23 protein-coding genes and 1 pseudogene are annotated in these 26,012 nt (G+C 71.1%); 12 read left to right on the forward strand and 12 right to left on the reverse strand.

All coding sequences use genetic code 11. From position 1 onward, the window contains the following. Positions 1 to 4: 4 nt before the first annotated feature. The 4 genes and pseudogenes from EDC02_RS42600 (at position 5) to EDC02_RS35135 (ending at position 4,913) form a co-directional block, all read left to right on the forward strand. Positions 5 to 938, forward strand: a pseudogene (locus EDC02_RS42600) (Fpg/Nei family DNA glycosylase). A gap of 323 nt (positions 939 to 1,261) precedes the next feature. Next, positions 1,262 to 2,773: a sugar transferase gene (locus EDC02_RS35125; protein WP_199758030.1), complete on the forward strand. Its 1,512-nt coding sequence runs from the start codon at positions 1,262 to 1,264 to the stop codon at positions 2,771 to 2,773. A 134-nt stretch (positions 2,774 to 2,907) separates the two neighbouring features. Further along, positions 2,908 to 4,161 (forward strand): histidine kinase, encoded by a 1,254-nt coding sequence (locus tag EDC02_RS35130; protein WP_123606437.1) that lies wholly within the window; start codon positions 2,908 to 2,910, stop codon positions 4,159 to 4,161. Next, a complete protein-coding gene (locus EDC02_RS35135) occupies positions 4,158 to 4,913 on the forward strand; it encodes a LytTR family DNA-binding domain-containing protein (protein WP_123606438.1) in 756 nt (251 codons plus the stop codon). The genes EDC02_RS35130 and EDC02_RS35135 overlap by 4 nt, the downstream gene beginning before the upstream one ends. 22 nt (positions 4,914 to 4,935) lie before the next feature. Here EDC02_RS35135 and EDC02_RS35140 read toward each other — a convergent pair whose 3' ends face one another. Further along, positions 4,936 to 5,337 carry a hypothetical protein gene (locus EDC02_RS35140; RefSeq protein ID WP_123606439.1) on the reverse strand — a complete coding sequence of 134 codons (402 nt, stop codon included), beginning with the start codon at positions 5,335 to 5,337 and terminating at the stop codon, positions 4,936 to 4,938. A 131-nt stretch (positions 5,338 to 5,468) separates the two neighbouring features. Between EDC02_RS35140 and EDC02_RS35145 the strand changes: the two genes are divergently transcribed. From EDC02_RS35145 to EDC02_RS35155, 3 genes are all read left to right on the forward strand, one after another. Further along, positions 5,469 to 6,815: an ABC transporter substrate-binding protein gene (locus tag EDC02_RS35145; RefSeq protein ID WP_123607396.1), complete on the forward strand. Its 1,347-nt coding sequence runs from the start codon at positions 5,469 to 5,471 to the stop codon at positions 6,813 to 6,815. A gap of 149 nt (positions 6,816 to 6,964) precedes the next feature. Next, a complete protein-coding gene (locus tag EDC02_RS42125) occupies positions 6,965 to 7,549 on the forward strand; it encodes a hypothetical protein (RefSeq protein WP_123606440.1) in 585 nt (194 codons plus the stop codon). 79 nt (positions 7,550 to 7,628) lie between these two features. Then, positions 7,629 to 7,877, forward strand: coding sequence for a hypothetical protein (locus tag EDC02_RS35155; RefSeq protein ID WP_199758031.1), 249 nt, complete (start codon positions 7,629 to 7,631; stop codon positions 7,875 to 7,877). Positions 7,878 to 8,025: 148 nt separating this feature from the next. Here the strand turns inward: EDC02_RS35155 and EDC02_RS35160 are convergent, their stop codons facing one another. Continuing rightward, positions 8,026 to 8,235, reverse strand: coding sequence for a BldC family transcriptional regulator (locus tag EDC02_RS35160; protein ID WP_007073996.1), 210 nt, complete (start codon positions 8,233 to 8,235; stop codon positions 8,026 to 8,028). A 289-nt stretch (positions 8,236 to 8,524) separates the two neighbouring features. Then, entirely contained in the window at positions 8,525 to 9,373 is an 849-nt protein-coding gene (locus tag EDC02_RS35165; RefSeq protein ID WP_123606442.1) for a hypothetical protein, read from the reverse strand. A gap of 173 nt (positions 9,374 to 9,546) precedes the next feature. Between EDC02_RS35165 and EDC02_RS35170 the strand changes: the two genes are divergently transcribed. Next, positions 9,547 to 10,665, forward strand: coding sequence for a Glu/Leu/Phe/Val dehydrogenase (locus tag EDC02_RS35170; RefSeq protein WP_123606443.1), 1,119 nt, complete (start codon positions 9,547 to 9,549; stop codon positions 10,663 to 10,665). A gap of 294 nt (positions 10,666 to 10,959) precedes the next feature. Continuing rightward, positions 10,960 to 11,181, forward strand: a complete 222-nt coding sequence (locus EDC02_RS35175) for a DUF3073 domain-containing protein (RefSeq protein WP_123606444.1) — start codon at positions 10,960 to 10,962, stop codon at positions 11,179 to 11,181. A 232-nt stretch (positions 11,182 to 11,413) separates the two neighbouring features. Here EDC02_RS35175 and amcA read toward each other — a convergent pair whose 3' ends face one another. The 5 genes from amcA to EDC02_RS35200 form a co-directional block, all read right to left on the reverse strand. Next, entirely contained in the window at positions 11,414 to 11,668 is a 255-nt protein-coding gene (amcA, locus tag EDC02_RS35180; protein ID WP_123606445.1) for a multiple cyclophane-containing RiPP AmcA, read from the reverse strand. Beyond that, the gene (gene amcB / locus EDC02_RS35185; protein ID WP_123607397.1) at positions 11,640 to 12,746 is read right to left on the reverse strand and encodes a cyclophane-forming radical SAM peptide maturase AmcB; all 1,107 of its coding nucleotides are present in this window, start codon (positions 12,744 to 12,746) and stop codon (positions 11,640 to 11,642) included. Before amcB ends, amcA begins: the two co-directional genes overlap by 29 nt. 190 nt (positions 12,747 to 12,936) lie before the next feature. Beyond that, positions 12,937 to 14,106, reverse strand: coding sequence for a phosphoribosylformylglycinamidine cyclo-ligase (gene purM, locus EDC02_RS35190; RefSeq protein WP_123606446.1), 1,170 nt, complete (start codon positions 14,104 to 14,106; stop codon positions 12,937 to 12,939). Positions 14,107 to 14,210: 104 nt separating this feature from the next. Further along, positions 14,211 to 15,797: an amidophosphoribosyltransferase gene (gene purF / locus EDC02_RS35195; protein ID WP_233606602.1), complete on the reverse strand. Its 1,587-nt coding sequence runs from the start codon at positions 15,795 to 15,797 to the stop codon at positions 14,211 to 14,213. Between the two features lie 210 nt (positions 15,798 to 16,007). Beyond that, positions 16,008 to 16,361 carry a sterol carrier family protein gene (locus EDC02_RS35200; protein ID WP_158632418.1) on the reverse strand — a complete coding sequence of 118 codons (354 nt, stop codon included), beginning with the start codon at positions 16,359 to 16,361 and terminating at the stop codon, positions 16,008 to 16,010. A gap of 157 nt (positions 16,362 to 16,518) precedes the next feature. On the opposite strand from EDC02_RS35200, the gene EDC02_RS35205 reads away from it, so the two are divergent. Next, on the forward strand, positions 16,519 to 18,945 hold the full coding sequence (locus EDC02_RS35205) for a carboxypeptidase-like regulatory domain-containing protein (protein ID WP_158632419.1): 2,427 nt from the start codon (positions 16,519 to 16,521) through the stop codon (positions 18,943 to 18,945). Between the two features lie 84 nt (positions 18,946 to 19,029). Here the strand turns inward: EDC02_RS35205 and purL are convergent, their stop codons facing one another. Genes purL through purS form a run of 3 tightly spaced genes read right to left on the reverse strand, consistent with a single transcriptional unit; the run spans position 19,030 to position 22,741 of the window. Further along, positions 19,030 to 21,801 (reverse strand): phosphoribosylformylglycinamidine synthase subunit PurL, encoded by a 2,772-nt coding sequence (gene purL, locus EDC02_RS35210; RefSeq protein WP_123606449.1) that lies wholly within the window; start codon positions 21,799 to 21,801, stop codon positions 19,030 to 19,032. Beyond that, entirely contained in the window at positions 21,798 to 22,481 is a 684-nt protein-coding gene (gene purQ / locus EDC02_RS35215) for a phosphoribosylformylglycinamidine synthase subunit PurQ (RefSeq protein WP_123606450.1), read from the reverse strand. Before purQ ends, purL begins: the two co-directional genes overlap by 4 nt. Beyond that, a complete protein-coding gene (gene purS / locus EDC02_RS35220; protein ID WP_123606451.1) occupies positions 22,478 to 22,741 on the reverse strand; it encodes a phosphoribosylformylglycinamidine synthase subunit PurS in 264 nt (87 codons plus the stop codon). Before purS ends, purQ begins: the two co-directional genes overlap by 4 nt. Before the next feature lie 471 nt (positions 22,742 to 23,212). Here purS and EDC02_RS35225 point away from each other — a divergent pair, with 471 nt between their 5' ends. Both EDC02_RS35225 and EDC02_RS35230 read left to right on the forward strand, forming a co-directional pair. Further along, a complete protein-coding gene (locus EDC02_RS35225; RefSeq protein WP_123606452.1) occupies positions 23,213 to 23,887 on the forward strand; it encodes a DUF1986 domain-containing protein in 675 nt (224 codons plus the stop codon). A 187-nt stretch (positions 23,888 to 24,074) separates the two neighbouring features. Next, a complete protein-coding gene (locus tag EDC02_RS35230) occupies positions 24,075 to 24,494 on the forward strand; it encodes a YbjQ family protein (protein ID WP_233606603.1) in 420 nt (139 codons plus the stop codon). Between the two features lie 53 nt (positions 24,495 to 24,547). On the opposite strand, the gene purB is transcribed toward EDC02_RS35230, so the two are convergent. Further along, a complete protein-coding gene (purB, locus tag EDC02_RS35235; protein WP_199758032.1) occupies positions 24,548 to 25,981 on the reverse strand; it encodes an adenylosuccinate lyase in 1,434 nt (477 codons plus the stop codon). Positions 25,982 to 26,012: the final 31 nt, after the last annotated feature.

The raw sequence follows: 26,012 nt of genomic DNA on the forward strand, positions 1-26,012 counted from the left end.
GGACGTGCCCGAGTTGCCGGAGGTACAGGCGCTCGCGGCCTACCTGCGCCAGCGCGCGGTCGGCCGTCGGGTCGAGCGTGTCGAGGTGTCGGCGATCAACGCGCTCAAGACGTACGATCCGCCGCCGTCGGCGGTCGCCGGCGCGGCGGTGACCGACGCCGGCCGGCACGGCAAGTTCCTCGACGTCACGTTCGGCGCGACGGCCGGTGCGGCCGGTGCGGCCGATGCGGCCGATGCGGCCGATGCGGCCGGCGCGCAGGCCGGCGGGGCGGAGCTGCACCTGCTGGTGCATCTGGCGCGGGCCGGCTGGCTGCACTACCGGGAGTCGTTTCCCTCGGCCACGCCGTTGAAGCCGGGCAAGGGGCCGATCGCCGTACGGGTCCGCCTCGACGACGGCTCGGGCTTCGACCTGACCGAGGCCGGTACGCAGAAGAAGCTGGCCGCGTACCTGGTGACCGATCCGGCGCAGGTGCCCGGGGTGGCCCCGGCTGGGTCCGGACGCGCTCGCGGTGGACCCGGACACCTTCGCGCGGCGGCTGCGCGCTCGGCGGGGTCAGGTCAAGGGGGTGCTGACCGAGCAGGAGGTGCTGGCCGGCATCGGTAACGCGTACTCGGACGAGATCCTGCACACCGCGCGGTTGTCGCCGTTCGCGTTGACCAATCGGCTCACCGACGATCAGCTGGCGGGGTTGTACGAGGCGGCGCGGCGGGTGCTGACCGACGCGGTGGACCGGTCGGTAGGTCAGCGGGCGGCCGAGCTGAAGGGTGAGAAGCGCTCGGGGATGCGGGTGCACGGTCGAACCGGCCTGCCCTGCCCTGTTTGCGGCGATCTGGTGCGGGAAGTCTCTTTTGCAGATTCTAGCCTGCAGTACTGCCCCACCTGCCAGACCGGCGGCCGCCCACTCGCTGACCGACGGTTGTCCCGTCTTGTGCGTTAGGTGACCAAATGGGGTGCAGAAGCCCGTACGTCCCGCGCCACGGCGATCTGCACCACAACGGAGACTTCCTCGGAGACGATCCATCGGTATAGTGGCCCGGTCCCAATGCTTCAACACCACCGGAACCGCCGGTCCCCCACCGTTCGGCCGGGGGGCGTAAAGTCTTTCGGGTTACCGTCCGTGTACGGGCACCGTGAGAGACTGAGCTGGTGGGCGAGCCAAGCCTTCACGGAGAGTGGGCGGCACGTGTCACGCGGGAGGACGTGGGTGAGGTGACGACAAGCCTCCAGCGCCCGGTAACCAACACCAGCCGGAGCAACAGGGTGCGCCACGTCGACAGCTTCGAGATCCAACCGCCGACGCCGACACCGACCAACGGCGTACCCCGGTCCGCCTGGGCTCGGGCCCGGCGTCGCGCGTCGCGCTGGCACCGTCCGTACACCGCGATCCTGCTCACGCTGGACTTCGCGGCGGCGGTGCTGGCCAGCTACCTGTCGATCTCGGTGTTCGAGAAGGCCACCTCCGGGTTCTCCGATGCCGATGCGGACGCCACCTGGTTCCACACCGTCACCTACCTGCTGCTGCCACTCGGCTGGGTGGTGGTGCTCTGGGGCACCGGCTCCTACGACCGGCGTTACCTCGGCCTCGGCACCGACGAGTTCAAGCGGGTACTGCGCGGTGGGGTGACGGTCGCCGCCAGCGTCTCGTTCCTCGCCTTCGCCACCAAGACCGACCTGTCCCGGCTCTCGGTGGCCACCGCGCTGCTCGGCGCGCTGGCGTTCATCCTGATGTTCCGCTTCCTCGCCCGGTACGCCCTGCACGTACTGCGTCGGCGGATCGGGCAGGCCACCCACCGGATGGTGCTGGTCGGCACCCTGCCGGAGACCCTGGAGGTCTTCAGGGCGGTGACCCGCAGTCCCGCCGCCGGGCTGATGCCGGTCGCGATCCACCTCACCGACGGCTACGCGGCGGCCCGGGGCCTCGAGACCCCGGTACCGGTGTACGCCGGCCGCAACGTCCTCGCCCTGGTCCGGGAGGTCGGCGCGGACACCATCGCGGTCTGCGGCTCGGCCAGCTCCGAGCCGGGTGAGCTGCGCCGGCTCGCCTGGCAGCTGGAAGGCAGCGGGATCGACCTGGTGGTCGCACCGCAGCTGACCGACATCGCCGGTCCCCGGGTGCACATCCGGCCGATCGAAGGTCTGCCGCTGCTGCACGTCGAGGAGCCCACCCTCTCCGGACTGGGCTGGCTGGCCAAGAACCTGCTGGACCGGGTGGCCGCCGGGCTGGGTCTGATCATGCTGGCACCGCTGTTCCTGACGGTGGCGATCGCGATTCGGTTCTCCGACCGGGGTCCGGTCTTCTTCCGGCAGCCCCGGGTCGGCCACGAGGGCCGGGTGTTCCGGGTCTGGAAGTTCCGGACCATGTACGTCGACGCCGAGGAGCGGCTCGCCTCGCTGGTCGACCAGAACGAGACCGACGGCATGCTGTTCAAGATCCGCAACGATCCGCGGGTCTTCCCGATCGGTCGGTTCCTGCGGGCCAGCTCGATCGACGAGCTGCCCCAGCTGATCAACGTGCTCAAGGGCGAGATGTCGCTGGTCGGGCCGCGGCCGCTGCCCGCCGACGACGGCGACTTCCTCGGCGACGTCCGGCGGCGGCTGCTGGTCCGGCCCGGGATGACCGGGCTGTGGCAGGTCTCCGGCCGGTCCGACCTGTCCTGGGACGAGGCGGTCCGGCTGGACCTCTACTACGTCGACAACTGGTCGCTGACCTACGACCTGAGCATCCTCTGGCGCACCATCGGCGTGGTGCTGGCCCGCAAGGGTGCCTACTGACCGGTTCCGGATGCCGACCGGTCCCGGATGCCGACGGATGGCAGAAAGTCCGTCGAAAGCGGGCAGCCGACCGCTGAGCGACCATTCGTCGTCTTCCGCTTGGCAGCACCGCCGGTAGCGGACAAGATCTGTCCGTGGCGGCAAACCTATCCGCACCACTGGCGGTCCTGGCTCTGGTGACCGCGCTGGCCGCCGCAGTGTACGCGGTCGTCCGGCTGCGCGCCCGCCGCGGGATCGCCACCGCGACGCAGCGGGCGACGTACCAGGTCCTGCACACCGCCGGCCTGGCCGCTGAACCGCTGCGCAACGGGCTGGGGGCGGCCGACGCGGCCAAGGCCGTCCGGCACCTGCGGGCGCTGGTCGGCGCCCCGGGCGCGGCGCTGGTCGGCAGCGAGGCGGTGCTCGCGTTCGACGGCCGCGGCCAGCACCACGCCGAGCAGTTCACCGCCGCCGCCCAGCGGGCGTTCGACGCCGGCCGCTCCCTCGTGCTGACCGCCCGGGACCTGCCCTGTGACCGGCCCGACTGTCTGGTGCGCGGGGCCGTCGTCGCCCCGCTCACCGGGCCGGACGGCGACGCCACCGTGGCGCTGATCGCGGTGGTCGACGACGATCCGGCGCCAGGGCTGGTGCAGGCGACCCTGGAGACCGCCCGGTGGGCGGGCAGCCAACTGGCGCTGGCCGAGCTGGACTCGTCACGGGAACGGCTGGCCAGAGCCGAGGTACGGGCGCTGCGGGCGCAGATCAGCCCGCACTTCATCTACAACGCGCTGACCGCGATCGCGTCGTTCGTCCGGACCGACCCGGAACGGGCCCGGGATCTGATCCTGGAGTTCGCCGAGTTCACCCGCTACTCGTTCCGGGCGCACGGCGAGTTCACCACGCTGGCCGAGGAGCTGAGGTCGATCGACCGGTACCTGACCATCGAACGGGCCCGGTTCGGCGAACGGCTCCAGGTCCGGCTGCAGATCGCCCCGGAGGTGCTGCCGGTGCATCTGCCCTTCCTCTGCCTGCAGCCGCTGGTGGAGAATGCGGTACGGCACGGACTGTCGCGCAAGCCAGGGCTCGGCACGGTCAGCATCGAGGCGCGGGACGCCGGGACCGAGTGCCACATCACCGTCGAGGACGACGGGGTGGGGATGGACCCGGCGGTGCTGACCGCCGGCGCCGACCCGGTACGTCGCGGCGCCGATCCGGCCGACGACGCCGGCCAGCACGTCGGCCTGTCGAATGTCGACGAACGGCTGCGCTCGGTCTTCGGCGACGAGTTCGGGCTGGTGGTGGAGACCGCGGTGGGAGCGGGTACGAAGGTGAGCATGCGGGTGCCGAAGTTCCACCCCGACGTACGGCCGGGGGCGGGCGCGACCGGCCGGTGGGAGGTGCTGTCGTGACCCCGTTCCTGCGGGTACTCGCGGTCGACGACGAACCGCCCGCCCTCGACGAACTGGCGTACCTGCTGCGGGCCGACCCCCGGGTGGCCCGGCTGCACACGGCCGCCGACGCCACCGAGGCGCTGCGGGTGCTGCGCGACACCGACGTCGACGCCGTCTTCCTCGACATCCGGATGCCCGGGCTGGACGGCATGGAGCTGGCCCGGGTGCTGCGCCGGTTCGCCCGGCCACCGGCGATCGTCTTCGTCACCGCGTACGACGACGCCGCGGTCGACGCCTTCGACCTCGGTGTCACCGACTACGTCCGCAAGCCGGTACGCGCGGAGCGGCTGGCCGAGTCGGTCCGCCGGGTGCTGACCGCCCGGGTGGTGCCGACCCATCCGGCGGCCATCGCCCGCAACGAGGAGGACCCGGCGATCCCGGTGGAGCTGGCCGGGACCACCCGGATGCTGCCCCGGTCGGCGGTGCGCTGGGTGGAGGCGCAGGGTGACTACGCCCGGCTGCACACGGCCGACGGCTCGCACCTGGTCCGGGTGCCGCTGGCCACCCTCGGCGAGCGCTGGGCCGACGCCGGTTTCGTCCGCATCCACCGGTCGTTCCTGGTCCAGCTCCGGCTGATCACCGAGCTGCGGCTGGCCAGCTCCGGGTACGTGGTGGTGATCGACGGCACCGAGCTGCCGGTCTCCCGACGGCACACCCGGGAGTTGAAGGACAAGCTGGTCCGGGCGGCCAAACACGACTGGAGCAGGTGACCGGCAGCTCGGCGGGCTCCCGTCAGGCGGCCCGGCGGCGACGCAGCGTGGCGACCGCCGACCCGGCCAGCGTGAGCAGGCACTCCGGCAGCTGCCCGTCGGCCAGCGCGGCACCGAACAGCGCCTCCCCGGTCGAGTCGTCCGAGTTGGCGTACGCGCTGATGAACCTGGCCACCCACCGCGCGTCGTAGCCCGCCTCGTCGATGCCGGGGAAGTCGAGGGCCCAGCCGCCGGCCGGTACGTCGTCGCCGACCATCGTCGCGGCCAGGCACCACGCGACGTCGTACGCCCCGGTGACCCCGCTGCGGTCCACCACCGCGTCGAAGGCACCCGCCACACCGTCACTGTCACCGGCCAAGGCGGAGCGCAGGATCTCCGCAGCGTCGGTGAACGCCTCGTCGGACCCATCGCGTCGGTCGGTCATGAGCGGAAGGGTAGGCGGCGAGGTCAAGCCGCTGGCCGGGTCGCCGTCACCGGCAGGCCGGCTGACGTCGCGTTCCAGCCGAGGAGGCGCTAAGGTGCCCTGCGGACCTTCGGCCGATGGAGGACGTCCCCATGCTCGTGTCACGCGGCTCCCGCACCGCCGCCCTGGCGTTCTGCGCAATCATGCTGGTCGGCGCGGCGGGCTGCGCCGAACCGGCGGCCACCGAGGAGTCCCAGGTCAACCCGGTGCGGCTGTACGGCACCGACGGCAACATGAGCAACTCGTTCGGGGCGGAGTTCGAGGGGCAGACCACGCTGCTGACCGGGATGAAGGGCACCAGCCCGCTCACCCCGCTGTCGGACGACTTCATCAGCCGGCTGCGCACGGTCGACCGGCAGCTCAACGACTTCCTGTACGCCGGCGAGGCGTACGACGCCGTGGTGATCAGCGCGCTCGCCACCCAGTTGGCCGGCAGCACCGACCCGGCCGACATCGCCGCCCAGATCAACGGGGTGACCACCGGCGGCGAGCAGTGCGACGTCGTCGCGCTCTGCCTGGAGCTGGCCCGGGACGGGACGGACATCGCCTACCGGGGGGTCTCCTTGAAACGCGGTGGCTTCACCGACGTCGGGGAGCCGTCCACCGCCAGCTACGCCACCCTGCACTTCGACGGCGACGGCCAGATCAACGACGGCAAGACCGAGTTCGTCGGTGCCGGGGACGAGTCGACGACCACCACGGCGGCACCGCCACCGGCCGAGCCGGAGACCTTCGCCACCCGCGCCGAGGCACCGCTGAAGCTGGGCGGCCTGCTGCCGCGCACCGGCGACCTGGCGTTGGCGTACCCGCCGTTGGCGGCCGGCGCGGCGCTCGCGGTCCGGGAGATCAACGAGGCCGGCGGGGTGCTCGGCGAGCCGGTCGAGTGGTTCGACGGCGATGACGGGACCAACCCGGACGTGGCCCGCCGGACGGTCGCCGGGCACGTCGACGAAGGGGTGCACGTCATCATCGGTGCCGGTGCGTCCGGCATCTCCCGCGAGGTGCTGCCGGATGTGGCGGCCGCCGGGCTGATCCTGTTCTCGCCCAGCAACACCGACGCCGGGCTGAGCGAGGTCGACGACCAGGGCCTGTACTTCCGTACCGCGCCGTCGGACCTGCTGCAGGGACGGGCGCTCGCCGACGTGATCCTGCGGGACGGGTCGCAGCGGATCGTGCTGGTGGCCCGCAGGGACTCGTACGGCGAGGGCCTGCAGGAGAACGTCCGGGCGGAGCTGGACCGGGCCGGGGTCGGACCGGACCGGCTCAAGCTGCTCAGCTACGAGCCGCCGGCCGGCGCGGACGCGCCGCCGGTGAACTTCGACAGTGAAGCCCAGGAGATCAAGGCGTTCGGCGCGGACGCGGTCCTGATCATCGGTTTCGCCGAGTCGGCTGACGTGATCAAGTCGCTGGCCGCGGCCGGGCTGCCGATCAACCAGTAGACCGGGCCGGTAGTAGACCGGGCCGGCGGTCGCCGGGCACCCGCCGGCCGGTCCGCCCAGCTGGCACTTTCTCGGGATCACAGGCAGGTCGCCGCTGCGTACGGTTTCCCTTGTCAGCAGCCAGGACGATCTGCGGAAGAGGCGGCAGGATGAGTGAGTGGGTCGATCCGGCCCTCGGTGACGAGGCGGTCGAAGCGGAACAGGGACTGGGCCCGAGCGGCGACCCGGGCCACGACGATGCCGGCTACGAGCCGTACGGCGACGGCCCTTACGGCGCCGAGCCGTACGACGGCGGATCCTACACGATCGTCCAGCACAATCTTGACGGCTCCACCGACGTGCTGGTCGACCGGGACGGGGACGGCCTCGCCGACGTGGTCCTGCACGACAGCGACGGCGACGGTCTGGCGGAGGTCGCGTACGTCGATGGCGACGGGGACGGTCGGCTGGAGAGCATGCTGCGCGACTTCGACGGCGACGGGCGGGTCGACGAGGTCAGCGCGGACACCAACGGCGACGGCTGGATCGACGTGGTCGCCACCGACACTGACGGTGACGGCCTGATCGACGAGGTGGCGGCCGACACCGATCACGACGGCCGGACGGACACCTGGGTTCAGGACACCGACTTCGACGGCCAGGCGGACCAGACGCTGCGCGACGCCGACCAGGACGGCGTGCCGGAGACGGTGACCTACCTGAATCCGACGGTCAACCCGTACGCGGCGAGGTGAGGCCGGGTCGCGGCCGGCCGGATGGCACCCTACTGTCGACATCCGCAGCTGTTGTGACTGAGCGATGGAGGGACCTGGGATGACCGAGGCACAGGAGTCGGTGGAGACGCGCGGTGACGATCGCGTCGATCTGCTCAAGGCCGACACCAACAACGACGGGCAGACCGACGTCTGGGTGGTCGACACCGACGGCGACGGCAAGGCCGACATGTACCAGTTCGACACCGACGGGGACGGCATGGTGGACATCACCATGGTCGATCTGGACGAGGACGGCACCCCGGACGAGGTGGTCGACGGCGACGGCGGGCACCCGCCGGCGAGCTGAGTACGGTACGCATCGTGACACGGCGGCCCGGCGGAGATCCGCCGGGCCGCCGTTGACGCAGTGCACATGAAACAAGGGGCGGTGACCCCGGACGAGCCGAGATCACCGCCCCTTGGCGTAGCCGATGTCAGCCACTTGGAGAGGCCAGTCAATCACCCTGCCGCTGCTGGGGAATCTGCCCCTGCAGCAGGGCACGTACTTCCGACTCCCGGTATCGGCGGTGGCCGCCCAACGTCCGTATGGCGCTGAGCTTGCCGGCCTTCGCCCACCGGGTGACGGTTTTCGGGTCGACTCGGAACATCGACGCCACCTCGGCCGGCGTGAGCAACGGCTCTGGTTCGTGCGTACGCGATGCCATCAGTCACTCCTCCACAGTGCTATAGACATCGGCCGGGGTCCCGCCGGCCGACGCGTCTCCCATGGTCCGGCTAGTCCCCGATGTCCGACATGGGCCGAACGGCCGAACGTCCTTGGATGGACGGATGAGCAATGACCGATTTTTCTCCCTTTTTTGTGACAGAACATACCATAATCGGACTCTTGATCACCGGTCGTGAACGGGTGATTACGAATCTTCTTCGGGATTCGCGGCAGAATCTGCGCCTAATACTCGGTGATTGAAACCGATTCACCCTTTTCGTCGACTACTAGTTGCAGCGCTCCAGTAGCTGAACGGCACGCCACCGGGCAACCAGCTTCTCGTACGCCTCGCCGGCCGCCTCGGCGTCGCCCCGGCCGAGCGCCGCCAACCCGGCGCTCACCAGACCCGGCGAATCGTCGGCCTCCAACGTCTCGTCCGGCAGCAGCCGCACCAACCCACCGTAGTCAAGCTCCACCACCGACCGTGGATGGAACTCCTCGAGCCACCGGGCGCTCTCCTCCACCGCCTCGGTGATCGGCGCATCCCCCACCGACTTACGCAACACCGACAGTCCGCGCGACGCCCGGCGACGGGCCTTGGATATCTCGGTCCGGTAGCGCAGCGCCCGGCGCGCCCCGGTGACGATCAGGTCACGCTCGGCCAAGTCCACGAAGACGAACCACCGCAACGGCACCCCCCAGGTGGCGGCCTGCTCGTGCACCCGCGGCACCCCGTGCTCCAGCACCCGGGCACCGCTGCGCCAGTCGTCGATCACCGCCCTGGCCTGACCGGCCAGTACCGGCGGGACGAACGCGTCGGCCAGCACCGACGGGACACCGTCGCGCGCGCTCAACGCCGCCTCCGCCACCCGCACCCGCAGGTTCCACGGGCAGACCAGCAGCGTGTCGTCCGACTCCAGCACGTACGCCTCGTCCGGCAGGTCGGGCAGCCGGGTCCAGCCCGCGCCGAGCGCCTCGATCACCGCCGTCCGCTGCCGGCCCGGCCCTTCCAGCGGGCCGACCGCGCGGCCCTCCCGCACGTATCGGCGCCAGTAGACCTGTCGCTCACGGTCGAACGCGGCCAGCGGCTCGTACACCCGCAGGTATGAGGCGAAGGAAGCGAAGAGGGACGGCACGGCGCGATCCTCCCACGAAACCGCACGACACCGCCCCCGCCGGGGGCAAACACCCCCGCAGCGGGCGGGTCCGTCGCGCTGCGGCCGATACTAGGCTCGGAGCCAGCAGGGCCCACCGGCCCGGCGCACCGGACGCACCTCACGAGGGTGCCGACACCGTCTCAGGAGCAGACATGGGCGTCTTCACCACCACCACCGGACCCGGCACCGCCACCGGGCACGAACAGGTCGTCTTCTGCCAGGACCAGCCGACCGGGCTGCGCGCGATCATCGCGATCTACTCGACCGCGCTCGGGCCGGCGCTCGGCGGCACCCGGTTCTACCCGTACGCCTCCGAGGCCGACGCCCTGCACGACGTGCTGGAGCTGTCCCGGGGGATGGCCTACAAGAACGCGATGGCCGGACTGGACCTGGGCGGCGGCAAGGCAGTCATCTGGGGCGACCCGGAGCAGCTCAAGACCGAGCCGCTGCTGCGCGCGTACGGCCGGTTCGTCGAATCGCTCGGCGGGCGCTACTACACCGCCTGCGACGTCGGCACCTACGTGCCGGACATGGACGTCGTGGCCCGGGAGACCCGGTTCGCCACCGGACGCAGCCGCGAGCAGGGCGGAGCCGGTGACTCCTCCGAGCTCACCGCCTGGGGGGTGTTCCAGGGCATGCGGGCCGCCGCCGAGCACCGCTGGGGTTCGGCCAGTCTCGCCGGCCGGCGAGTCGGTATCGCCGGGCTCGGCAAGGTGGGCCGGCAGCTGACCGGGCATCTGCTCGACGACGGTGCCGCGGTGGTGGCCACCGATGTCAGCGAACCGGCGGTGGACTGGGCCCGGAGCACCTATCCGCAGGTCGACCTGGTGGACGACACCGACGTGCTGATCCGCCAGGAGATCGACGTCTACGCGCCCTGCGCGCTCGGTGGGGCGCTCGACGACGACACCGTTCCGGCGCTGCGGGCCGAGATCGTCGCCGGAGCCGCCAACAACCAGTTGGCCCACCCCGGCGTCGAGAAGCTGCTCGCCGAGCGGGGCATCCTCTACGCCCCGGACTACGTGGTCAACGCCGGTGGGGTGATCCAGGTGGCCGACGAGGTGACCGGGGCCGCCACACCGTCGGCCAACGGCCGGTACGGGTTCGCCTTCGCCCGGGCGAAGGCCCGGGCGACCCGCATCTACCAGACCACCCGGGAGATCCTGCGCAGCGCAGACCGGGAGGGCGTACCGCCGGCGGTGGCGGCCGACCGGCTCGCCGAACGCCGGATGGCCGAGGTCGGTCGGCTGCGCGCGATCCATCTCCGGTGAGCCGCCACCCCGAGCGCCGCCGGCCTGGGCGCTGACCCCGCCGGTCCGCCCCGGGTGGCCATCACCGGGCGTGTGGAGAATCACCCGTACGGGTCACGAGCGGTGGGGATCCGGCTCCTTACCCCGCCGCTGCCCGTGACGACGTCGGCCGCCGAGGACGCACGGGAGCGACCCGATGCAACCCGAGGTGCCGAACCTGGGTCCGCCCATGTACCGTAAGACCCACGAGAGATGCCTGACGTCATCGGGGCCCGCCTTCGGGCTGCCCCGAATTCTGTGCGAGGGGGTCGAGCCATGGGGCGCGGCCGTGCTAAGGCCAAGCAGACAAAGGTGGCCAGGGAGCTGAAATACCACTCCCCGAACACCGACCTCGCCGCCTTGCAGCGAGAGCTCGCCGGCAGCGGCAAGTCGGACCGTGATTTCGACGACGAGTACGATCCGTACCTCGACGACGATGACGAGGACGACCCAGCCGACGACGACCGGGGTAACTGGACACCCTCTTCGTCCCGCTGAGGGTCCGACTGATCAGAGCACGCGGTCAGTGTCCGCGTGCTGATTCATGTCGACGAGGACTCCGGCCCGGCTGGTCGCCGTACGTGTGTCGGAATGCCACCATCCGGTGGTGCGTACCCCAGGACGGGGTAGGCACCACCGGATGTCCGTCGGCAGGCGGGCGACTGGTGCGTGCCGCCCTGCCCGGGTACGGGGCCGAGCGGAGCGCCAGGTACGCGGCCGGTCGCAGCGGTCAACGGGGGCGGTTGTTCCAGTTGTAGAAGGTCGGGATGTTCTCGAAGTGGTTCCAGGCGCAGACCGCGCCGTCGGCACCGGCCGCCTCGGCGCGACGGCGCCGGGCCTGTTCCGCTTCGGCGAGCAGCAGTGCCAGACCGTCCCGGACGGCGTACACCCGGTCCGCCACCTGATCGTCGCCAGCTGCCTCGGCGACGGTGGCTCCCGGGGCTGCGCCGACCGGTTCAGGCCGCTGCCGGCTGGTCTCTGGCATGGGCCAACACTCCCTCCAGTAGATGGATCTTGCTGTTACGGCAGTGGTTGGTCTCCGTACCATCAAAACGCCCGTGTTCGAAGTAACGGTTGGCAGCGTGACCACCTCCGCAGAACCGGAAGTACGGGCAGGTGGTCCGGCATGCTTCGACGCCCGCCACGAATTCGGTGACCCAGGGTGTCCGCTCCGGCGTGGCGAGGATCTCGGTCAGCCCGCTGGTCAACACGTTTCCGCTGGTGAAGTCCCCGTACCGGGGATCGGAGAAGCCGGCCAGCTCCGGCGAGAGCAGCACCACCGACCCGTCGTACCCGATGGTGGGGATCGGGTCGAGCTGGCGGGGCAGCACCTGGTCGGCCGTGCCGTCGAGCACGGCTGCCGCATACCGCAGCGACCACTCCACCTCGCGCAGATGGATTTGCGGTGCCTGCCGCCAGGCTCCGACCAGCTCCGCCCAGAAGCCCGCCACGGCCCGGTCCGGCCAGCTGTTCGACCGGACGTTCACGCCCTCCGTCTCCTCGATGTTGACGCCCAGCACGTCACAGTCGAGGTCGAGGAAGAACTGGTACAGCTCGGTGGCCAGGCCGGGGCTCGGGTCGCTGACCACGCAGAGCGCCGAGAATTCGATCCCGTGCCGGCGTAGCGCTTCGACACCGCTACGGATCTGGTCGTACGCGGGCCGACCGCCCCGGGTGTGCCGGTTGTCGTTACGCGCCCGCGGACCGTCGACGCTGACGCTGACCCGTACCCGGTGCTCGCGGAAGAACTCGCACCAGGCGTCGTCGATCAAGGTCGCGTTGGTCTGCACGTGGTGCTCCACGTCGGCGCTGAACGGGGTGATCAGCGCCGACAGGTGGTCCAGCCCGGCAGCCAACGGCTCACCGCCGTGCCAGACCACCGAGAACCGGCGTCCCTGCTGCGCGGCCCAGGTGTTCACCGGTCGGGCGACAGCGGCGGCCACGGCGACCGGCATCCGTCGGTTGGCCGCCCGCAGCGGCAGGTAGCAATAGGTGCAGTCTAGGTTGCACAGCGTGGTGGGCTGCATGACGACGTAGCTCGGGACGGTCGCCACACCGCGCATGCCGGTGGGGGCCAGCCGCCCCCCACCGGCCGGGTCCTGCCGGGTTTCGGCCCTGCTCATCCCCATCCTCCTGCCTGTGACGGATGTCGTTTCAGGCTAGGTGTCGGGGTCTGCCGAGGTGAATCGGCGGTACGGCCCGCCGGAGCGCGGCGGTGCCGACCCGCCAAGGTGACGCGGCAGCGGCCCGCCGTCAGCCCCGGGTGTGGTGGCCGACCATCTGTACGGTGCCGGTGCCCTCGATGATGTCGCCGGCCTGCCAGGCCTCGATGCCGCTGCCGGTCAGGCAGGCGAGCGCCCGGTCGGCGTCCTGGGCGGAGACGATGGCGAACATGCCGACGCCCATGTTGAACGTCGACTCCATCTCGTTGTCCTCGATCCGCCCCTTCGCCTGCACCAGGTCGAAGATCGACTGCGGCTTCCAGGTGGCGCGGTTGACCAGCGCGTCGACGTGCTCGGGGAGGATCCGCACCAGGTTGCCGGGAATGCCACCGCCGGTCACGTGGGCCAGGGCCCGGACCTCGCACTCCTCGATCAGCTTCAGGCAGTCCCGGGCGTAGATCTTCGTCGGGGTGAGCAGCTCCTCGCCCAGGGTCCGCTGCCGGCCGAAGTCGTCGACCACGGTGTCCAGCCGCATCCGACCGGCGCCGAGCAGGACGTGGCGGACCAGCGAGTAGCCGTTGGAGTGCAGGCCGGACGACCGCATCGCGATCACCACGTCGCCCACCTCGACGCGGTCCCGGCCGAGGATCTCGCTCTCCTCGACCACGCCGACGCCGGTCGCGGAGACGTCGTACTCGTCCGGCCGCAGCACCCCGGGGTGTTCGGCGGTCTCGCCGCCGAGCAGCGCGCAACCGGCGTACCGGCAGCCGTCGGAGATGCCGGCGCCGATCTCGGCGACCTTGTCCGGCACGACCTCGCCGCAGGCGATGTAGTCGAGCAGGAACAGCGGCTCCGCCCCGCAGGCGACCAGGTCGTCCACCACCATCGCGACCAGGTCGATGCCGACCGTGTCGTGGATGTTCATCTGCTGGGCGATGACCAGCTTGGTGCCCACCCCGTCGGTCGACGAGGCCAGGATCGGGTGCCGGTACTTCTGCACGTCGAGCCGGAAAAGCCCGGCGAAGCCGCCGATGTCGCCCATCACCTCGGGCCGGGTGGTCTTGTGCACCTTCGACTTGAGCAGTTCGACGGCGCGCTCACCGGCGTGGATGGAGACGCCGGCGTCCGCGTACGTCACGGTGCGTTTGCGGCCGGACCGGCCGGCGCTGGCCGTCCACGGCTGGCGGTTGACCGTCCGGGCGCCGGAGTCGTCGGCGGTCGGGCCGACGTCCGCGCTGCCGCGCTCAGTCACGTGCGTCACGGTTCTCCCCTTTGTGCTTCTCGCGGCGGGGCCGCGTCGGGTAGCTGTCGAGGATCGCTCGACTCGGGCTGCCGGTCGGACGACCGAGGCCGGTCCGGCCGGTGCTACGGGCGGTGCAGGGCCTCGGGGCCGCCAGTGCTGACAGCGAACCGTTGAGCGCCCGGGCCGGTCCGGTCGCCACCGGCCTGATAGTCCTGCTCGGTGATGTCCCCCGGATGGCCGACCCCGCCAGCGACCCGGCGGTCCACACCTTCGAGCACGTGCTTGCCGATCAGATTGCCAGCTGGCAACTCGATCGGGTACTCCCCATCGAAACATGCCCGACACAATCGTGTCTTCGGCTGCTCGGTTGCCGCTATCAGACCGGCAAGCGAGACATAACCGAGAGTATCCGCACCGATGGACCGGCGTATACCCTCGGTGTCCAGCCCGTTGGCCAGCAGTTCAGCCCGGGTGGCGAAGTCGATGCCGTAGAAACACGGCCAGCTCACCGGCGGCGACGAGATGCGTACGTGCACCTCCAGGGCACCCGCCTCGCGCAGCATCCGCACAATCGCCCGCTGGGTGTTGCCCCGCACGATCGAATCGTCGACCACCACCAGCCGCTTGCCACGGACGTTCTCCCGCAGCGGGTTGAGCTTCAACCGGATGCCGAGCTGGCGCAGCGTCTGGGAGGGCTGGATGAACGTACGGCCGACGTACGAGTTCTTCATCAGGCCGGCGCCGTAGGTGATGCCGGACTGCTCGGCGTAGCCGATCGCGGCCGGCGTGCCCGACTCCGGCACCGGGATCACCAGGTCCGCCTCGACCGGGTGCTCCCGGGCCAGTCGGCGGCCGATCTGCACCCGGGCGGCGTGCACGTTACGCCCGGCGATGGTGGTGTCCGGGCGGGCGATGTACACGTACTCGAACAGGCAGCCCTTCGGCTCCGGCGGGGCGAACCGGGCCGACCGCAGCCCGTGCTCGTCGATGGCGATCAGCTCGCCCGGCTCCACCTCGCGGACCACGGTGGCGCCGACGATGTCCAGCGCGGCGGTCTCGCTGGCGACCACCCAGCCCCGCTCCAGCCGGCCGAGCACCAGGGGCCGGACGCCGTGCGGGTCGCGCGCCGCGTACAGCGTGGTCTCGTCCATGAAGACGAAGCTGAACGCGCCCCGCAGGGTCGGCAGCACCTCCAGCGCCGCGGCCTCGACCGACAGGTCCGGGCGGCTGGCCAGCAGGCTGGTGACCAGGGCGGTGTCCGAGGTCGAGCCGTCGCCGGACAGCCCTCGGTCGACCACCTCGCGGGCCAGCTCGGCGGTGTTGACCAGGTTGCCGTTGTGCGCCAGGGCGATCGTCGTGCCGGCGCTGGTCGCCTTGATCGTCGGCTGGGCATTCTCCCAGGTCGAGCCGCCGGTGGTGGAGTAGCGGGCGTGCCCGATGGCGAGATGGCCGCGCAGGCTGGCCAGGGTCGGCTCGTCGAAGACCTGGGCCACCAGGCCGAGATCCTTGTAGACCACCACGCCGGAGCCGTCACTCACCGCGATCCCGGCTGCCTCCTGGCCCCGGTGCTGCAGGGCGTAGAGACCGAAGTAGCTCAGCTTCGCGACCTCTTCCCCCGGTGCCCACACTCCGAACACGCCACAGGCGTCCTGCGGACCGGGTCGTTGGGGATCAAGATCGTGACTCAACCGGCCGTCGCCTCGAGGCACCTGCCGCTCCCTCGTACTGGTCTGCACTGACGCCTGGCCTGCACGTGGCCTGCACGCCTCAGCGCGGGGTGTCACCGGACTACCGTCGCCGAACAGTGTACGCGAGGTTCCGGTTGGCCCAGAGTGCTCCATTTGGCCCCACACCGGCCGGGTGACCGCCGCAGCCGGCCGGGTGACCGCCGCAGCCGGCCGGCAAATCGCCGGCCCGCCTCACAGCGGCAGGTACGGCGATATATCGGACCTTGGACCACTCGCGGAGATTTGTCCGTTCGCCACGGCCGCAGCCCAGTCGAGGTCGCCGGTCGCCAGCAGCACCCAGGTCACCGGGTCGATCTCCACCACGTTCGCGGGGGTGCCACGGGTGTGTCGCGGCCCGGCTACACACTGAATTGCACCGTAAGGTGGGACACGGACCTCCACCGATCGGCCCGGCGCTCGCTCGGCCAGCGCCGCCAACAGCAGGCGGACCGCATCGCGTAGCTGCACACGGGCGGGGACGGCACCGGCCGCCACGGCGTCCCGCACGGCGGCGACCGTAGTGGACTTACTGTACGGAGAGGACACATCGGGACGATACGACTAGCTCCGGTACCAGTTGCTCCCGCCCCTGGGTCGCGCACATCCGTCTCGGCAAGGCATAGTTGCCGACGGTGTACTCGTCACGGGTGACCCCTGCCCGAATCCTGGTGCGGGGGAAGGATCAAACCGGAAGGCGGTGGACGTGACAACACACCTACGAGCCTGGCTTTCGCGGGCCGGTGTTGTCGCAGCGCTGGCTGCCGTCGCACTAGTCGGCCTGCCCGCCGCGCCAGCGGCCGCCGAGGCACCCACAGTCACCATCACCAGCCTCTCCAACGCCAACCTCAGCTCCGGTGGCCGGGCCACCCTCGAATTCGAGGTCCGCAACAACAACCCGGCGGGCGAGGAAGAGGTCGAGGGCGGGACCTCCGTCAACATCCGGGTCGCCACGAACATCAACGAGCTGCGGTGCGAAGGTCAGTGCGACTTCACAGACACGATCGAGCGGGGCGCGAGCAAGAAGTACACGGTCGAGCTGATCGCCGGCAACGTCGGGACCAACCAGAACCGCAGCGGCCGGGTGGAGATCGTCGCCGTGGTCGACGGGGAGAACGGCCGGGTCCAGCGCGACGTCTCGGTCCGCGGGCCGCAGGAGGCACCCCGGGTCAAGGAGGTCGCCGGCAAGGTCACCGACGTCTCCACCGGTGAACCGATCGAAGGCGCCGTGGTCGCGATGAGCGACTCGCAGAGCAACAACTACGACACCACCACCAACGCCAACGGCAACTACCGGTTCACTTCCAGCAACGACCGGCCGATCGTCCCCGGCGACATCCGGATCGCGGCGACCGCCGACGAGTACGACGACAGCGAAGTGAAGGTCGTCACCGCCGCCGCCGGGCAGTCGATCACCGTCGACCGGATCACCCTGAAGTCGAACGTGGAGCCGACCCCGTCGGCCACTCCGGAGGCGACCCCGTCGGCGACCGCCGAGGCGACGCCGAGCGGCGCGGCCACCGACGCCCCACCGGTCGACACCCAGAACCTGGCGAACGAGAGCAGCGGCGGGGGGATGGGCTCCTGGCTGCTGATCATCATGGGCGGCCTGCTGGTCGCGCTCGGTGTCGGAGCCATCGTGCTGCTGCTGGTGCGGCGCAAGGACGGCGACGTCGACGACGGCCCGGAGCCGGCCGACGACGATCCGGCTGGCGGGCGGGCCGCCGCGCCGGGCAGCCGCGGCGTCTACCACGGTGCCGACGACGCGACCCGGGTGGCGATGCCACCGATGCCGCCCGGCCCGGTCTCCGACGCCACGATGATCACCCGCCCGTCGCTGTCGGACGCGCCGACGATGCTGCACCAGATGCCACCGATCAAGGACGAGTTCCCCGACCCGTACGGTGCTCCGCCGCCGCCCGGGCCGAACCCGCCGGCCGGGCCCGAGCCACGGTACGGCGCGGACCAGCGCCCCGGCTGGGGCGGACCGCCGACCCAGCCCGGCTACGGCTCCGGCCCCGCCGGTGCCACCAGCGTGTACGGCGCGGTACCCGGTGCCGACCAGCCGGGTAGCGGGGCCGGTTCCGGCTACGGCGGACCAGCCGGGGCGGCCCGCCCTGGCGGCACCTACGGCGGCAGCCAGTACGGCGGCAACGTCCCGTCCTCCGGGGCACCCGGCAGCTACGGCACCCCGCCGTCGTCCGGTGGCCCGTACGGCACCCCGCCGTCGTCCGGCGGCCCGTACGGCGGTGCCCCATCGTCGGGCGGCCCGTACGGCGGCAACGCCCCATCCTCCGGGGCACCCGGCAGCTACGGCGCCCCGCCGGTACCCGGTCAGTACGGCGAGCCGACCGGCCGGCCGCCAGCCGACGAGGCCGGCGGCTACCGCGGCGGCCGAAGCTACGGCGACTCCGGCGGCGGCTCGGGCTACTCCCCTGGCGGGTACGGAGCGGACTCCCCCGCCGGCGGCTACGGCTCGGATCGCTACGACGAGCCAACCGGGCGTTACCAGCCGGGCGGCTACGGACAGTCCGGCCCGCCGTACGACTCCACCGGCTACCCCGGCCCGGATCAGGGGCGCGGCGACGTGCCACCACCACCGCGTGGTCCGGAACCGCCGCAGCCCGGCTACCGAGGCGGCAGCCCCGGCTACGGGCCGGACGGCGGCGGTTACGGCGCAAGTGCCGGCTACGGCGGAAACTACGGAGAAAGCCCACCCCAGGCCGGCGGTTACCCGGACGCGGGCTACCCCGATGCGGGCTACCCGGGCGCGGGCTACGGTGGCGACCGGGGCAGCGGGTACGGCTCCGACCAGGGCTACGGATCGCCGGGCTACAGCCCCGGCGGATCGGCGGGCTACGAGTCCGGCCGGGAATCGGGCGGGTACGGCGCCCCGACCGGTGGCGGCTACGACCAGGGTGGCGGCTACCCGCCTGCGGGCGGCGGCTACGACGACCGCCGCGTCCCGGACCAACGGGGTGGCTACGACCAGCAGATGCCGTACGGACAGCAGCCCTACGACCAGCAGCCCTACGGCGGCGAGCAGCCGCCCGGCGACCAGCCGCGGCACGGTGCGGCGCCGCAGTCGGGCAACCGGGGTGAGCGACGTTCCCTCGACTGGCTCGACGACTGACGGCCAACCGACGCGACATCGATGATGGGCCGGACCCGTTCGGGTCCGGCCCATCATCGATCAGTCAGTCTGTCGACCGCCCGGTCAGCTCTGGTTCTTCGGCTTGCCGGCGGACGGGTCGGGCCGGTCCACCGGCTGAGCCGCGTCGTCGGTCGCGTCGCCGCCGGTCGCCGTTTTCTCGGCCGCCGCTACATCGCCGCTGTCTGCCGTGTCCTCCGCCACCGCGTCGCTGTCGGTGACTGCTTCCGGTTCCCGCTCGGTCACCGCGGCAGGCTCGGTCACCGCGTCGGCCGAATCCGACGGCTTCCCGTCCGCCGGCTCGGTCACCGCCTCGGCTTCGTCGCTGTCCGGGTCGACGTCCACCGTCGCCGTGGTCTGCTCCGGCGTACCGGCCGGGGCGTCGATTGCGACCGCGTCGCTGGCCAGCACCCCGACGGCGTCCGGATCCTGCGGGTCCGCCGGCACGTTGCGCGGCCCTACCGCGCTGAACAGCGCCGGCAGGGTACCGGTGTGGGCACCGCGCAGCTCGTCCAGACCGACGCTGAACTGGTCGCGGACCTCCAGCAGCCGGGCCGCCGGGTCGGTCACTCCGATCATGGTCCAGGGCAGTCCGTGCTCCACGCAGAGCGCGGTGAACGCCTTCTCGTGCCCGCGCGGCACGGCGACCATGGCCCGCCCCGCTGACTCGCTGAACAGGAAAACGAACGGCATCGAGCCGTCGCTGAACTCCGGCGGCAACGCGATCCGGGCCCCGATCGACCGGCGCAGACACGCCTCGACCAGTGCCTGGGCGAGCCCGCCGTCGGAGAGGTCGTGGGCCGAGGTGATGTGCCCCACCCGGGCCGACTCACCGATCACGGTGGCCAGCACCCGCTCCCGGTCCAGGTCGACCTTGGGCGGCGTACCGCCGAGGTGACGGTGGGTGACCCAGGCCCACTCCGATCCGGAGAGTTCCAGCTCGGTCTCGCCGAGCAGCATGATCAGGTCACCGTCGCTGTGCGACGGCGGGACGAAGCCCATCGGGACGCGCTGCGCCACGTCGTCGAGCACACCGAGCACACCGACCACCGGGGTGGGGTGGATCGCGGCGGCACCGGTCTGGTTGTAAAAGCTGACATTACCGCCGGTCACCGGGATACCGAGCTCGGCGCAGCCGTCGGCGAGGCCGCGAACCGCCTCGGCGAACTGCCACATCACGCTCGGGTCCTCAGGGGAGCCGAAGTTCAGGCAGTTGGTGACCGCCACCGGGCGGGCACCGGTCACCGCCACGTTGCGGTACGACTCGGCAAGCGCGAGCTTCGCCCCCTGGTACGGGTCGAGCCGGGCGTACCGGCCGTTGCCGTCGACCGACAGGGCGACACCGAGGCCGCTCCGCTCGTCGATCCGGATGACCCCGGCGTCCTCAGGCTGGGCCAGCACAGTGTTGCCCAGCACGTACCGGTCGTACTGCTCGGTCACCCAGCTGCGGTCGCACAGGTTTGGCGAGGCGATCATCCGCAGCAGGGTTTCCCGAAGCTCGTCCGGGGTGCCGGGGCGGGGCAGCGTCTCCGCCCGATCGGCCTGCAGCAGGATCAGGTCCGCCGGCTCACGCATCGGCCGGGCGTAGATCGGGCCGTCGTCGGCCAGCGACCCCGGCGGTACGTCGACCACCACGTGGTCACGCCAGCTGATCACCAGCCGCCCGGGTCGGCCGTCCGGCTCGGCCGGGGTGACCTCACCGATCGCGGTGGCCAGCACGCCCCACTTCTCGGCGGTGGCGAGCACCGCGTCGAGCTGCGCCGGCTCGACGATCAGCAGCATCCGTTCCTGCGACTCGCTGGCCAGGATCTCGTGCGGCTCCATCGACGGCTCACGCAGCGGAACCCGTTCCAGCCAGACCCGCATGCCGGTGCCGGCCGCAGCGGCGGTCTCGGTGAGCGCGCAGGTCAGGCCGGCGCCGCCGAGGTCCTGGATGCCGACGACCAGCCCGGCGTCGTACAGCTCCAGGCATGACTCGATCAGCAGCTTCTCCATGAACGGGTCGCCGACCTGCACCGACGGGCGGCGTTGCTGGCTGGCGTCGTCGAAGGTGGCGCTGGCCAGCACCGACACCCCGCCGATGCCGTCCCGGCCGGTCTTGGCACCCATCAGCACCACGACGTTGCCGGCCCCGGCGGCGGCCTTGTTCTGCAGCCGGTCCACCGGCAGTACGCCGAGGCAGAGCGCGTTGACCAGCGGGTTGCCCTGGTAGCAGGGGTCGAACACGACCTCGCCACCGATGTTGGGCAGGCCCAGGCAGTTGCCGTAGCCGCCGACCCCGGCGACGACGCCGGGCAGCACCCGGGCCGTGTCCGGGTGGTCGGCGGCGCCGAACCGCAGCGGATCCATCACGGCGACCGGGCGGGCGCCCATGGCGAGGATGTCGCGGACGATGCCGCCGACGCCGGTGGCCGCCCCCTGGTACGGCTCGACGAAGCTGGGGTGGTTGTGCGACTCGACCTTGAAGGTGACGGCGAGGGTGTCGGAGACCTGGATGACGCCGGCGTTCTCCCCGATGCCGGCGAGCATCAGGTCACTGGCCGGAGCCTTCTCGCTGAACTGCCGCAGATGCACCTTGCTCGACTTGTAGGAGCAGTGTTCGCTCCACATGATCGAGTACATGGCGAGCTCGGACTGGGTCGGCCGGCGGCCGAGGATCTGCTGGATCCGCTCGTACTCGTCGTCGCGCAGCCCCAGCTCGGTGTACGGCTGCAGCTCACCAGGGGTATCGGTGGCGCGTTCGACGGTGTCCGGGCCGCCGGCGTACCGGTCGACCGGTACGCCGAGGGCGGTCGCTGCCGGGTCGGCGACGGCCGCCGCCTCCGACTGGGTGGTCATGCCGGCACTCCCGCGAGGTGCTTGAGGATGGAGGTGAAGAAACCCAGTCCGTCTCGGGACGGGCCGGTCAGGTCCTCGACGGCGTGTTCCGGGTGGGGCATCAGCCCGACGACGTTGCCGGCGGGGTTGGTGATGCCGGCGATGTCCCGCAGGGAACCGTTGGGGTTGCCGCCGACGTAGCGGGCCACCACCCGGCCGGTCGACTCCAACTCGTCGAGCGTCTGTTCGTCGGCCACGTAGCAGCCTTCGCCGCTCTTGAGCGGGACAAGGACTTCCTGTTTCGGAGAGAACGCGTTGGTGAACGCGGTCCCGGCGGTCTCGATGCGGAGCATCTGGTCCCGGTTGCGGAAGTGCAGGTGCTGGTTGCGGGTAAGCGCACCGGGCAGCAGGTGGGCCTCGCAGAGGATCTGGAAGCCGTTGCAGATGCCGAGCACCGGTAGGCCGTCACCAGCAGCCGCGACGATCGACTGCATGACCGGGGCGAACCGGGCGATGGCTCCGCAGCGCAGATAGTCGCCGTACGAGAAGCCGCCGGGCAGCACCACCGCCTCGACGCCGCGCAGGTCGGCGTCGCCGTGCCACAGTCGGACCGGCTCCCCGCCGGCGAGCCGCACCGCGCGGGCGGCGTCACCGTCGTCGAGCGAGCCCGGGAAGGTGACCACACCGATCCGGGCGCTCATGACGGATCACCGGCTGTATCAGCCTGCTCGGCCAGCCGGACCTGGTAGTCCTCGATGACCGGGTTGGCCAGCAACTTGTCCGCGATCTCACGAGCCCGATCCAGGTCGGGCTCGCCGGCGAACTCGATCTCGATCCGTCGGCCGATCCGCACCGCCGAGACGTCGCTGACTCCGAGCCTCGGCAGCGCGTTCGCGACAGCCTGGCCCTGGGGATCGAGAATTTCCGGCTTGAGCATGACGTCGACGACGACGCGAGCCACGTGGCACTCCTGACCGTGTACGCGTTGGGGGTGCCGGCCTCGAACGGGCCGCGCACCGCTCAGCCTACCTGGTGGCACCGGGTACGACGCACCGGCGGTCGAAGAGCCGAATCGGTGATCGGGCCACAAATCAGCCACGAACCGATAACGACGACATCGGCCACCGCCGACGGACCGGCTCACCGGGCACCCACGGACGGCCTGCCGCACCTGACCGGCGATCGCCGGCGGACGCGACGAGGGCAGCGCGGGACGCCGAGGGGCGCGGGACGCCGTCGCGGGACATCAATGCATCGTATGACTTCGATTTGATTCTTGTAGATGACCATCGAAGCGCTTAACGTCTTTCGTCAAACGCCCGGTGACGATCGTCGGACGGGCGCTGTAACAAACTCCGCTGCCGGATACCCGTCCGGCGGCGTGGCTCACCGACCCGTACCCCGGGTTGCCCCCTCGGAAGGAGCCCCACCCATGCGCGTTCGCCTGGCTGTGGCAGCAGTAGCCACCACCCTGATCGGCCTGCTGGCCACGCCAACCGCGGCGACGGCCGCGCCGGAGGAGATCATCGGCGGCGGGACGGTGTCGTCCGCCCCGTGGGCCGCCGCAGTCTTCAGCAACGGCTCGTTCACCTGTTCCGGCACCATCATCGCCGCCAACTGGGTGCTCACCGCGCGGCACTGTGTCAGCGGCTCGATGTCGGTCCGGATCGGCAGCGTCTACCGCTCCTCCGGCGGCGTCACCCGTACGGTCAGCTCCGCGTACGGCCGCTACGACCTGGCCCTGCTCTACTTCTCCAGCCCAGTCAGCACCAGCTACGTGACGCTGTCCAGCAGCTACCCGCCGGTCGGCTCGACCAACAGCATCTACGGCTGGGGCATGACCTGCTACAGCGGCTGCGGCGCGTCGACCCAGCTGAAGACCGCCTCGGTCCAGGTGACCAGCACCAGCGTCACCGACGCGTACGGCGGCCGGGCGATCCGCAGCACCCGGATCAACGGCAACGCCTGGCGGGGCGACTCCGGCGGCCCACAGTTCTACAACGGCCAGCAGGTCGGGGTGGCGTCGACCGCCAACGGTGTCAACATCCAGAACTACGGCAGTGTCGCGTACAACCGGTCCTGGATCCGCTCGGTGGCCGGCGTCTGACCTGACGTGACCTGACGTCACCTGACCTACCGGTCCTGGCGCACGACAGCGCGGACTCCGTGATCAGCCACGGGGTCCGCGCCGTCGCGGTTGGCGACCGGACGTCCGCGCCGTGCCGTTTCACAGATGGCGCAGGCTCCACCAATGCCCGTGATCAGGGCACACTGTCGCTCATAGCATCGGTTCCGTGCTGATCGTGACGACGAACGATCTACCGGGATACGAGATCCGCATCGTGCTGGGTGAGGTGGTCACCTCGGTGGTCCGCTCGATCAACCCGTTCAAGGAAGGCGTCAAGGCGCTGCGGGGCGGCAAGTCCGACCCGGGCGGCCCGGCCAGCCTCACCAAGTACCGGACCGAGATCATCGGCAAGCTGGGCGAGGCCGCCAAGAAGAAGGGCGCGAACGCCGTCATCGGGATGCGGTTCGACACCCGGCAGGTGGGTAGCACCCACATGGAGCTCTGTGCGTACGGGACGGCTGCCGTGGTGCTGCAGATCCGGCCGGACGCCGGCGACGACTCGAAGCAGTCGAAGGTCGACGCGAGTCACGCCGACGCCAGCGCCGGCAACGAGACCGGCGGCTCGGCCGGCTCCGGCAGCAAATAGGTCTACCGGATCGGCTGTAGGTCTACCGGATCGGGGCCGGCTGGTAGGTAGGTCTACAGGATCGGGGCCGGCTGGTAGGCCGCGGCCACCGGGTGGTCGGCGACCACCCCGGCCACCCGGTCCGCCACCGCCCGCACCTGCGACGGCGCCGCTCCGACGAAGCCGACCCGGTCGGCGACCACCGTGGCGATCTCGTCCCGGCTCAACCCGAGCCGCTCGTCGGCGGCGAGCCGGTCGAACAGGTCGTTGTCGGCGGCGCCCTGCTCCCGCATGGCCAGCGCCACCGCGACCGCGTGCTCCTTGATCACCTCGTGCGCGACCTCCCGGCCGACGCCGCCGCGCACCGCTGCGACGAGAATCCGGGTGGTGGCCAGGAACGGCAGGTAGCGGTCGAGTTCCCGGGCGACCACCGCCGGGTACGCGCCGAACTCGTCCAGCACGGTGAGAAAGGTCTGGAACAGCCCGTCGGCGGCGAAGAACGCGTCCGGCAGCGCCACCCGGCGCACCACCGAGCAGGAGACGTCGCCCTCGTTCCACTGATCGCCGGCCAGCTCGCCGACCATCGACAGGTAGCCCCGGATCACCACGGCCAGCCCGTTCACCCGCTCGCTGGAGCGGGTGTTCATCTTGTGCGGCATGGCGCTGGAGCCGACCTGCCCGGGCCGAAAGCCCTCGGTGACCAGCTCGTGGCCGACCATCAGCCGGATGGTGGTGGCCAGCGAGGACGGGGCGGCGGCGACCTGGGCCAGGGCGGAGAGCACGTCCAGGTCGAGGGAGCGCGGATAGACCTGGCCGACGCTGTCCAACACCCGCCGGAAGCCGAGGTGGCCGGCGACCCGGCGCTCCAGCTCAGCGACCTTGGCGGCGTCACCCTCGAAGAGGTCCAGCTGGTCGGCGGCGGTGCCGACCGGCCCCTTGACGCCGCGCAGCGGGTAGCGGTCGATCAGGTCGGTCAACCGTTCGTACGCGATGAGCAGCTCCTCGGCCGCCGACGCGAACCGCTTGCCCAGCGTGGTGGCCTGGGCGGCGACGTTGTGCGAGCGGCCGGCGAGGACCAGCTCGGTGTGCTCGACGGCGAGCCGGGCCAGCCGGGCCAGGGTGCTGACGACCCGGTCGCGGATCAGCTCCAGCGATGCCCGGATCTGCAGCTGTTCGACGTTTTCGGTCAGGTCTCGGGAGGTCATCCCCTTGTGGATGTGCTCGTGGCCGGCGAGCGCGCTGAACTCCTCGATCCGGGCCTTGACATCGTGCCGGGTGACCCGCTCGCGCTCGGCGATGGCGGCCAGGTCGACCTGGTCGACGACCCGCTCGTACGCGTCGATCACCCCGTCCGGCACGGCGATGCCGAGGTCGCGCTGGGCGCGCAGGACGGCGAGCCAGAGTCTCCGTTCCAGCCGGATCTTTTCCTGCGGGGACCAGAGAGCGGCAAGCTCGACGGAGGCGTACCGGGCGGCGAGCACGTTGGGAATCTGCGGACGCGATGTCACGTACGGCAGTCTGACACGCCGTCCCGCCGGC

It is taken from the genome of Micromonospora sp. Llam0 (assembly GCF_003751085.1).
Lineage (GTDB): Bacteria > Actinomycetota > Actinomycetes > Mycobacteriales > Micromonosporaceae > Micromonospora_E.

What these genes read in the sequence shown, in the direction of transcription:
- purQ (WP_123606450.1), bottom strand. Translation starts at nt 22,481, where the DNA reads ATGAGCGCCCGGATCGGTGTGGTCACCTTCCCGGGCTCGCTCGACGAC.
- purL (WP_123606449.1), bottom strand. Translation starts at nt 21,801, where the DNA reads ATGACCACCCAGTCGGAGGCGGCGGCCGTCGCCGACCCGGCAGCGACC.
- EDC02_RS35225 (WP_123606452.1), top strand. Translation starts at nt 23,213, where the DNA reads ATGCGCGTTCGCCTGGCTGTGGCAGCAGTAGCCACCACCCTGATCGGC.
- EDC02_RS35155 (WP_199758031.1), top strand. Translation starts at nt 7,629, where the DNA reads ATGACCGAGGCACAGGAGTCGGTGGAGACGCGCGGTGACGATCGCGTC.
- EDC02_RS35140 (WP_123606439.1), bottom strand. Translation starts at nt 5,337, where the DNA reads ATGACCGACCGACGCGATGGGTCCGACGAGGCGTTCACCGACGCTGCG.
- amcA (WP_123606445.1), bottom strand. Translation starts at nt 11,668, where the DNA reads ATGCCAGAGACCAGCCGGCAGCGGCCTGAACCGGTCGGCGCAGCCCCG.
- EDC02_RS35170 (WP_123606443.1), top strand. Translation starts at nt 9,547, where the DNA reads ATGGGCGTCTTCACCACCACCACCGGACCCGGCACCGCCACCGGGCAC.
- EDC02_RS35145 (WP_123607396.1), top strand. Translation starts at nt 5,469, where the DNA reads ATGCTCGTGTCACGCGGCTCCCGCACCGCCGCCCTGGCGTTCTGCGCA.
- EDC02_RS35175 (WP_123606444.1), top strand. Translation starts at nt 10,960, where the DNA reads ATGGGGCGCGGCCGTGCTAAGGCCAAGCAGACAAAGGTGGCCAGGGAG.
- EDC02_RS42125 (WP_123606440.1), top strand. Translation starts at nt 6,965, where the DNA reads ATGAGTGAGTGGGTCGATCCGGCCCTCGGTGACGAGGCGGTCGAAGCG.
- EDC02_RS35160 (WP_007073996.1), bottom strand. Translation starts at nt 8,235, where the DNA reads ATGGCATCGCGTACGCACGAACCAGAGCCGTTGCTCACGCCGGCCGAG.
- amcB (WP_123607397.1), bottom strand. Translation starts at nt 12,746, where the DNA reads ATGCGCGGTGTGGCGACCGTCCCGAGCTACGTCGTCATGCAGCCCACC.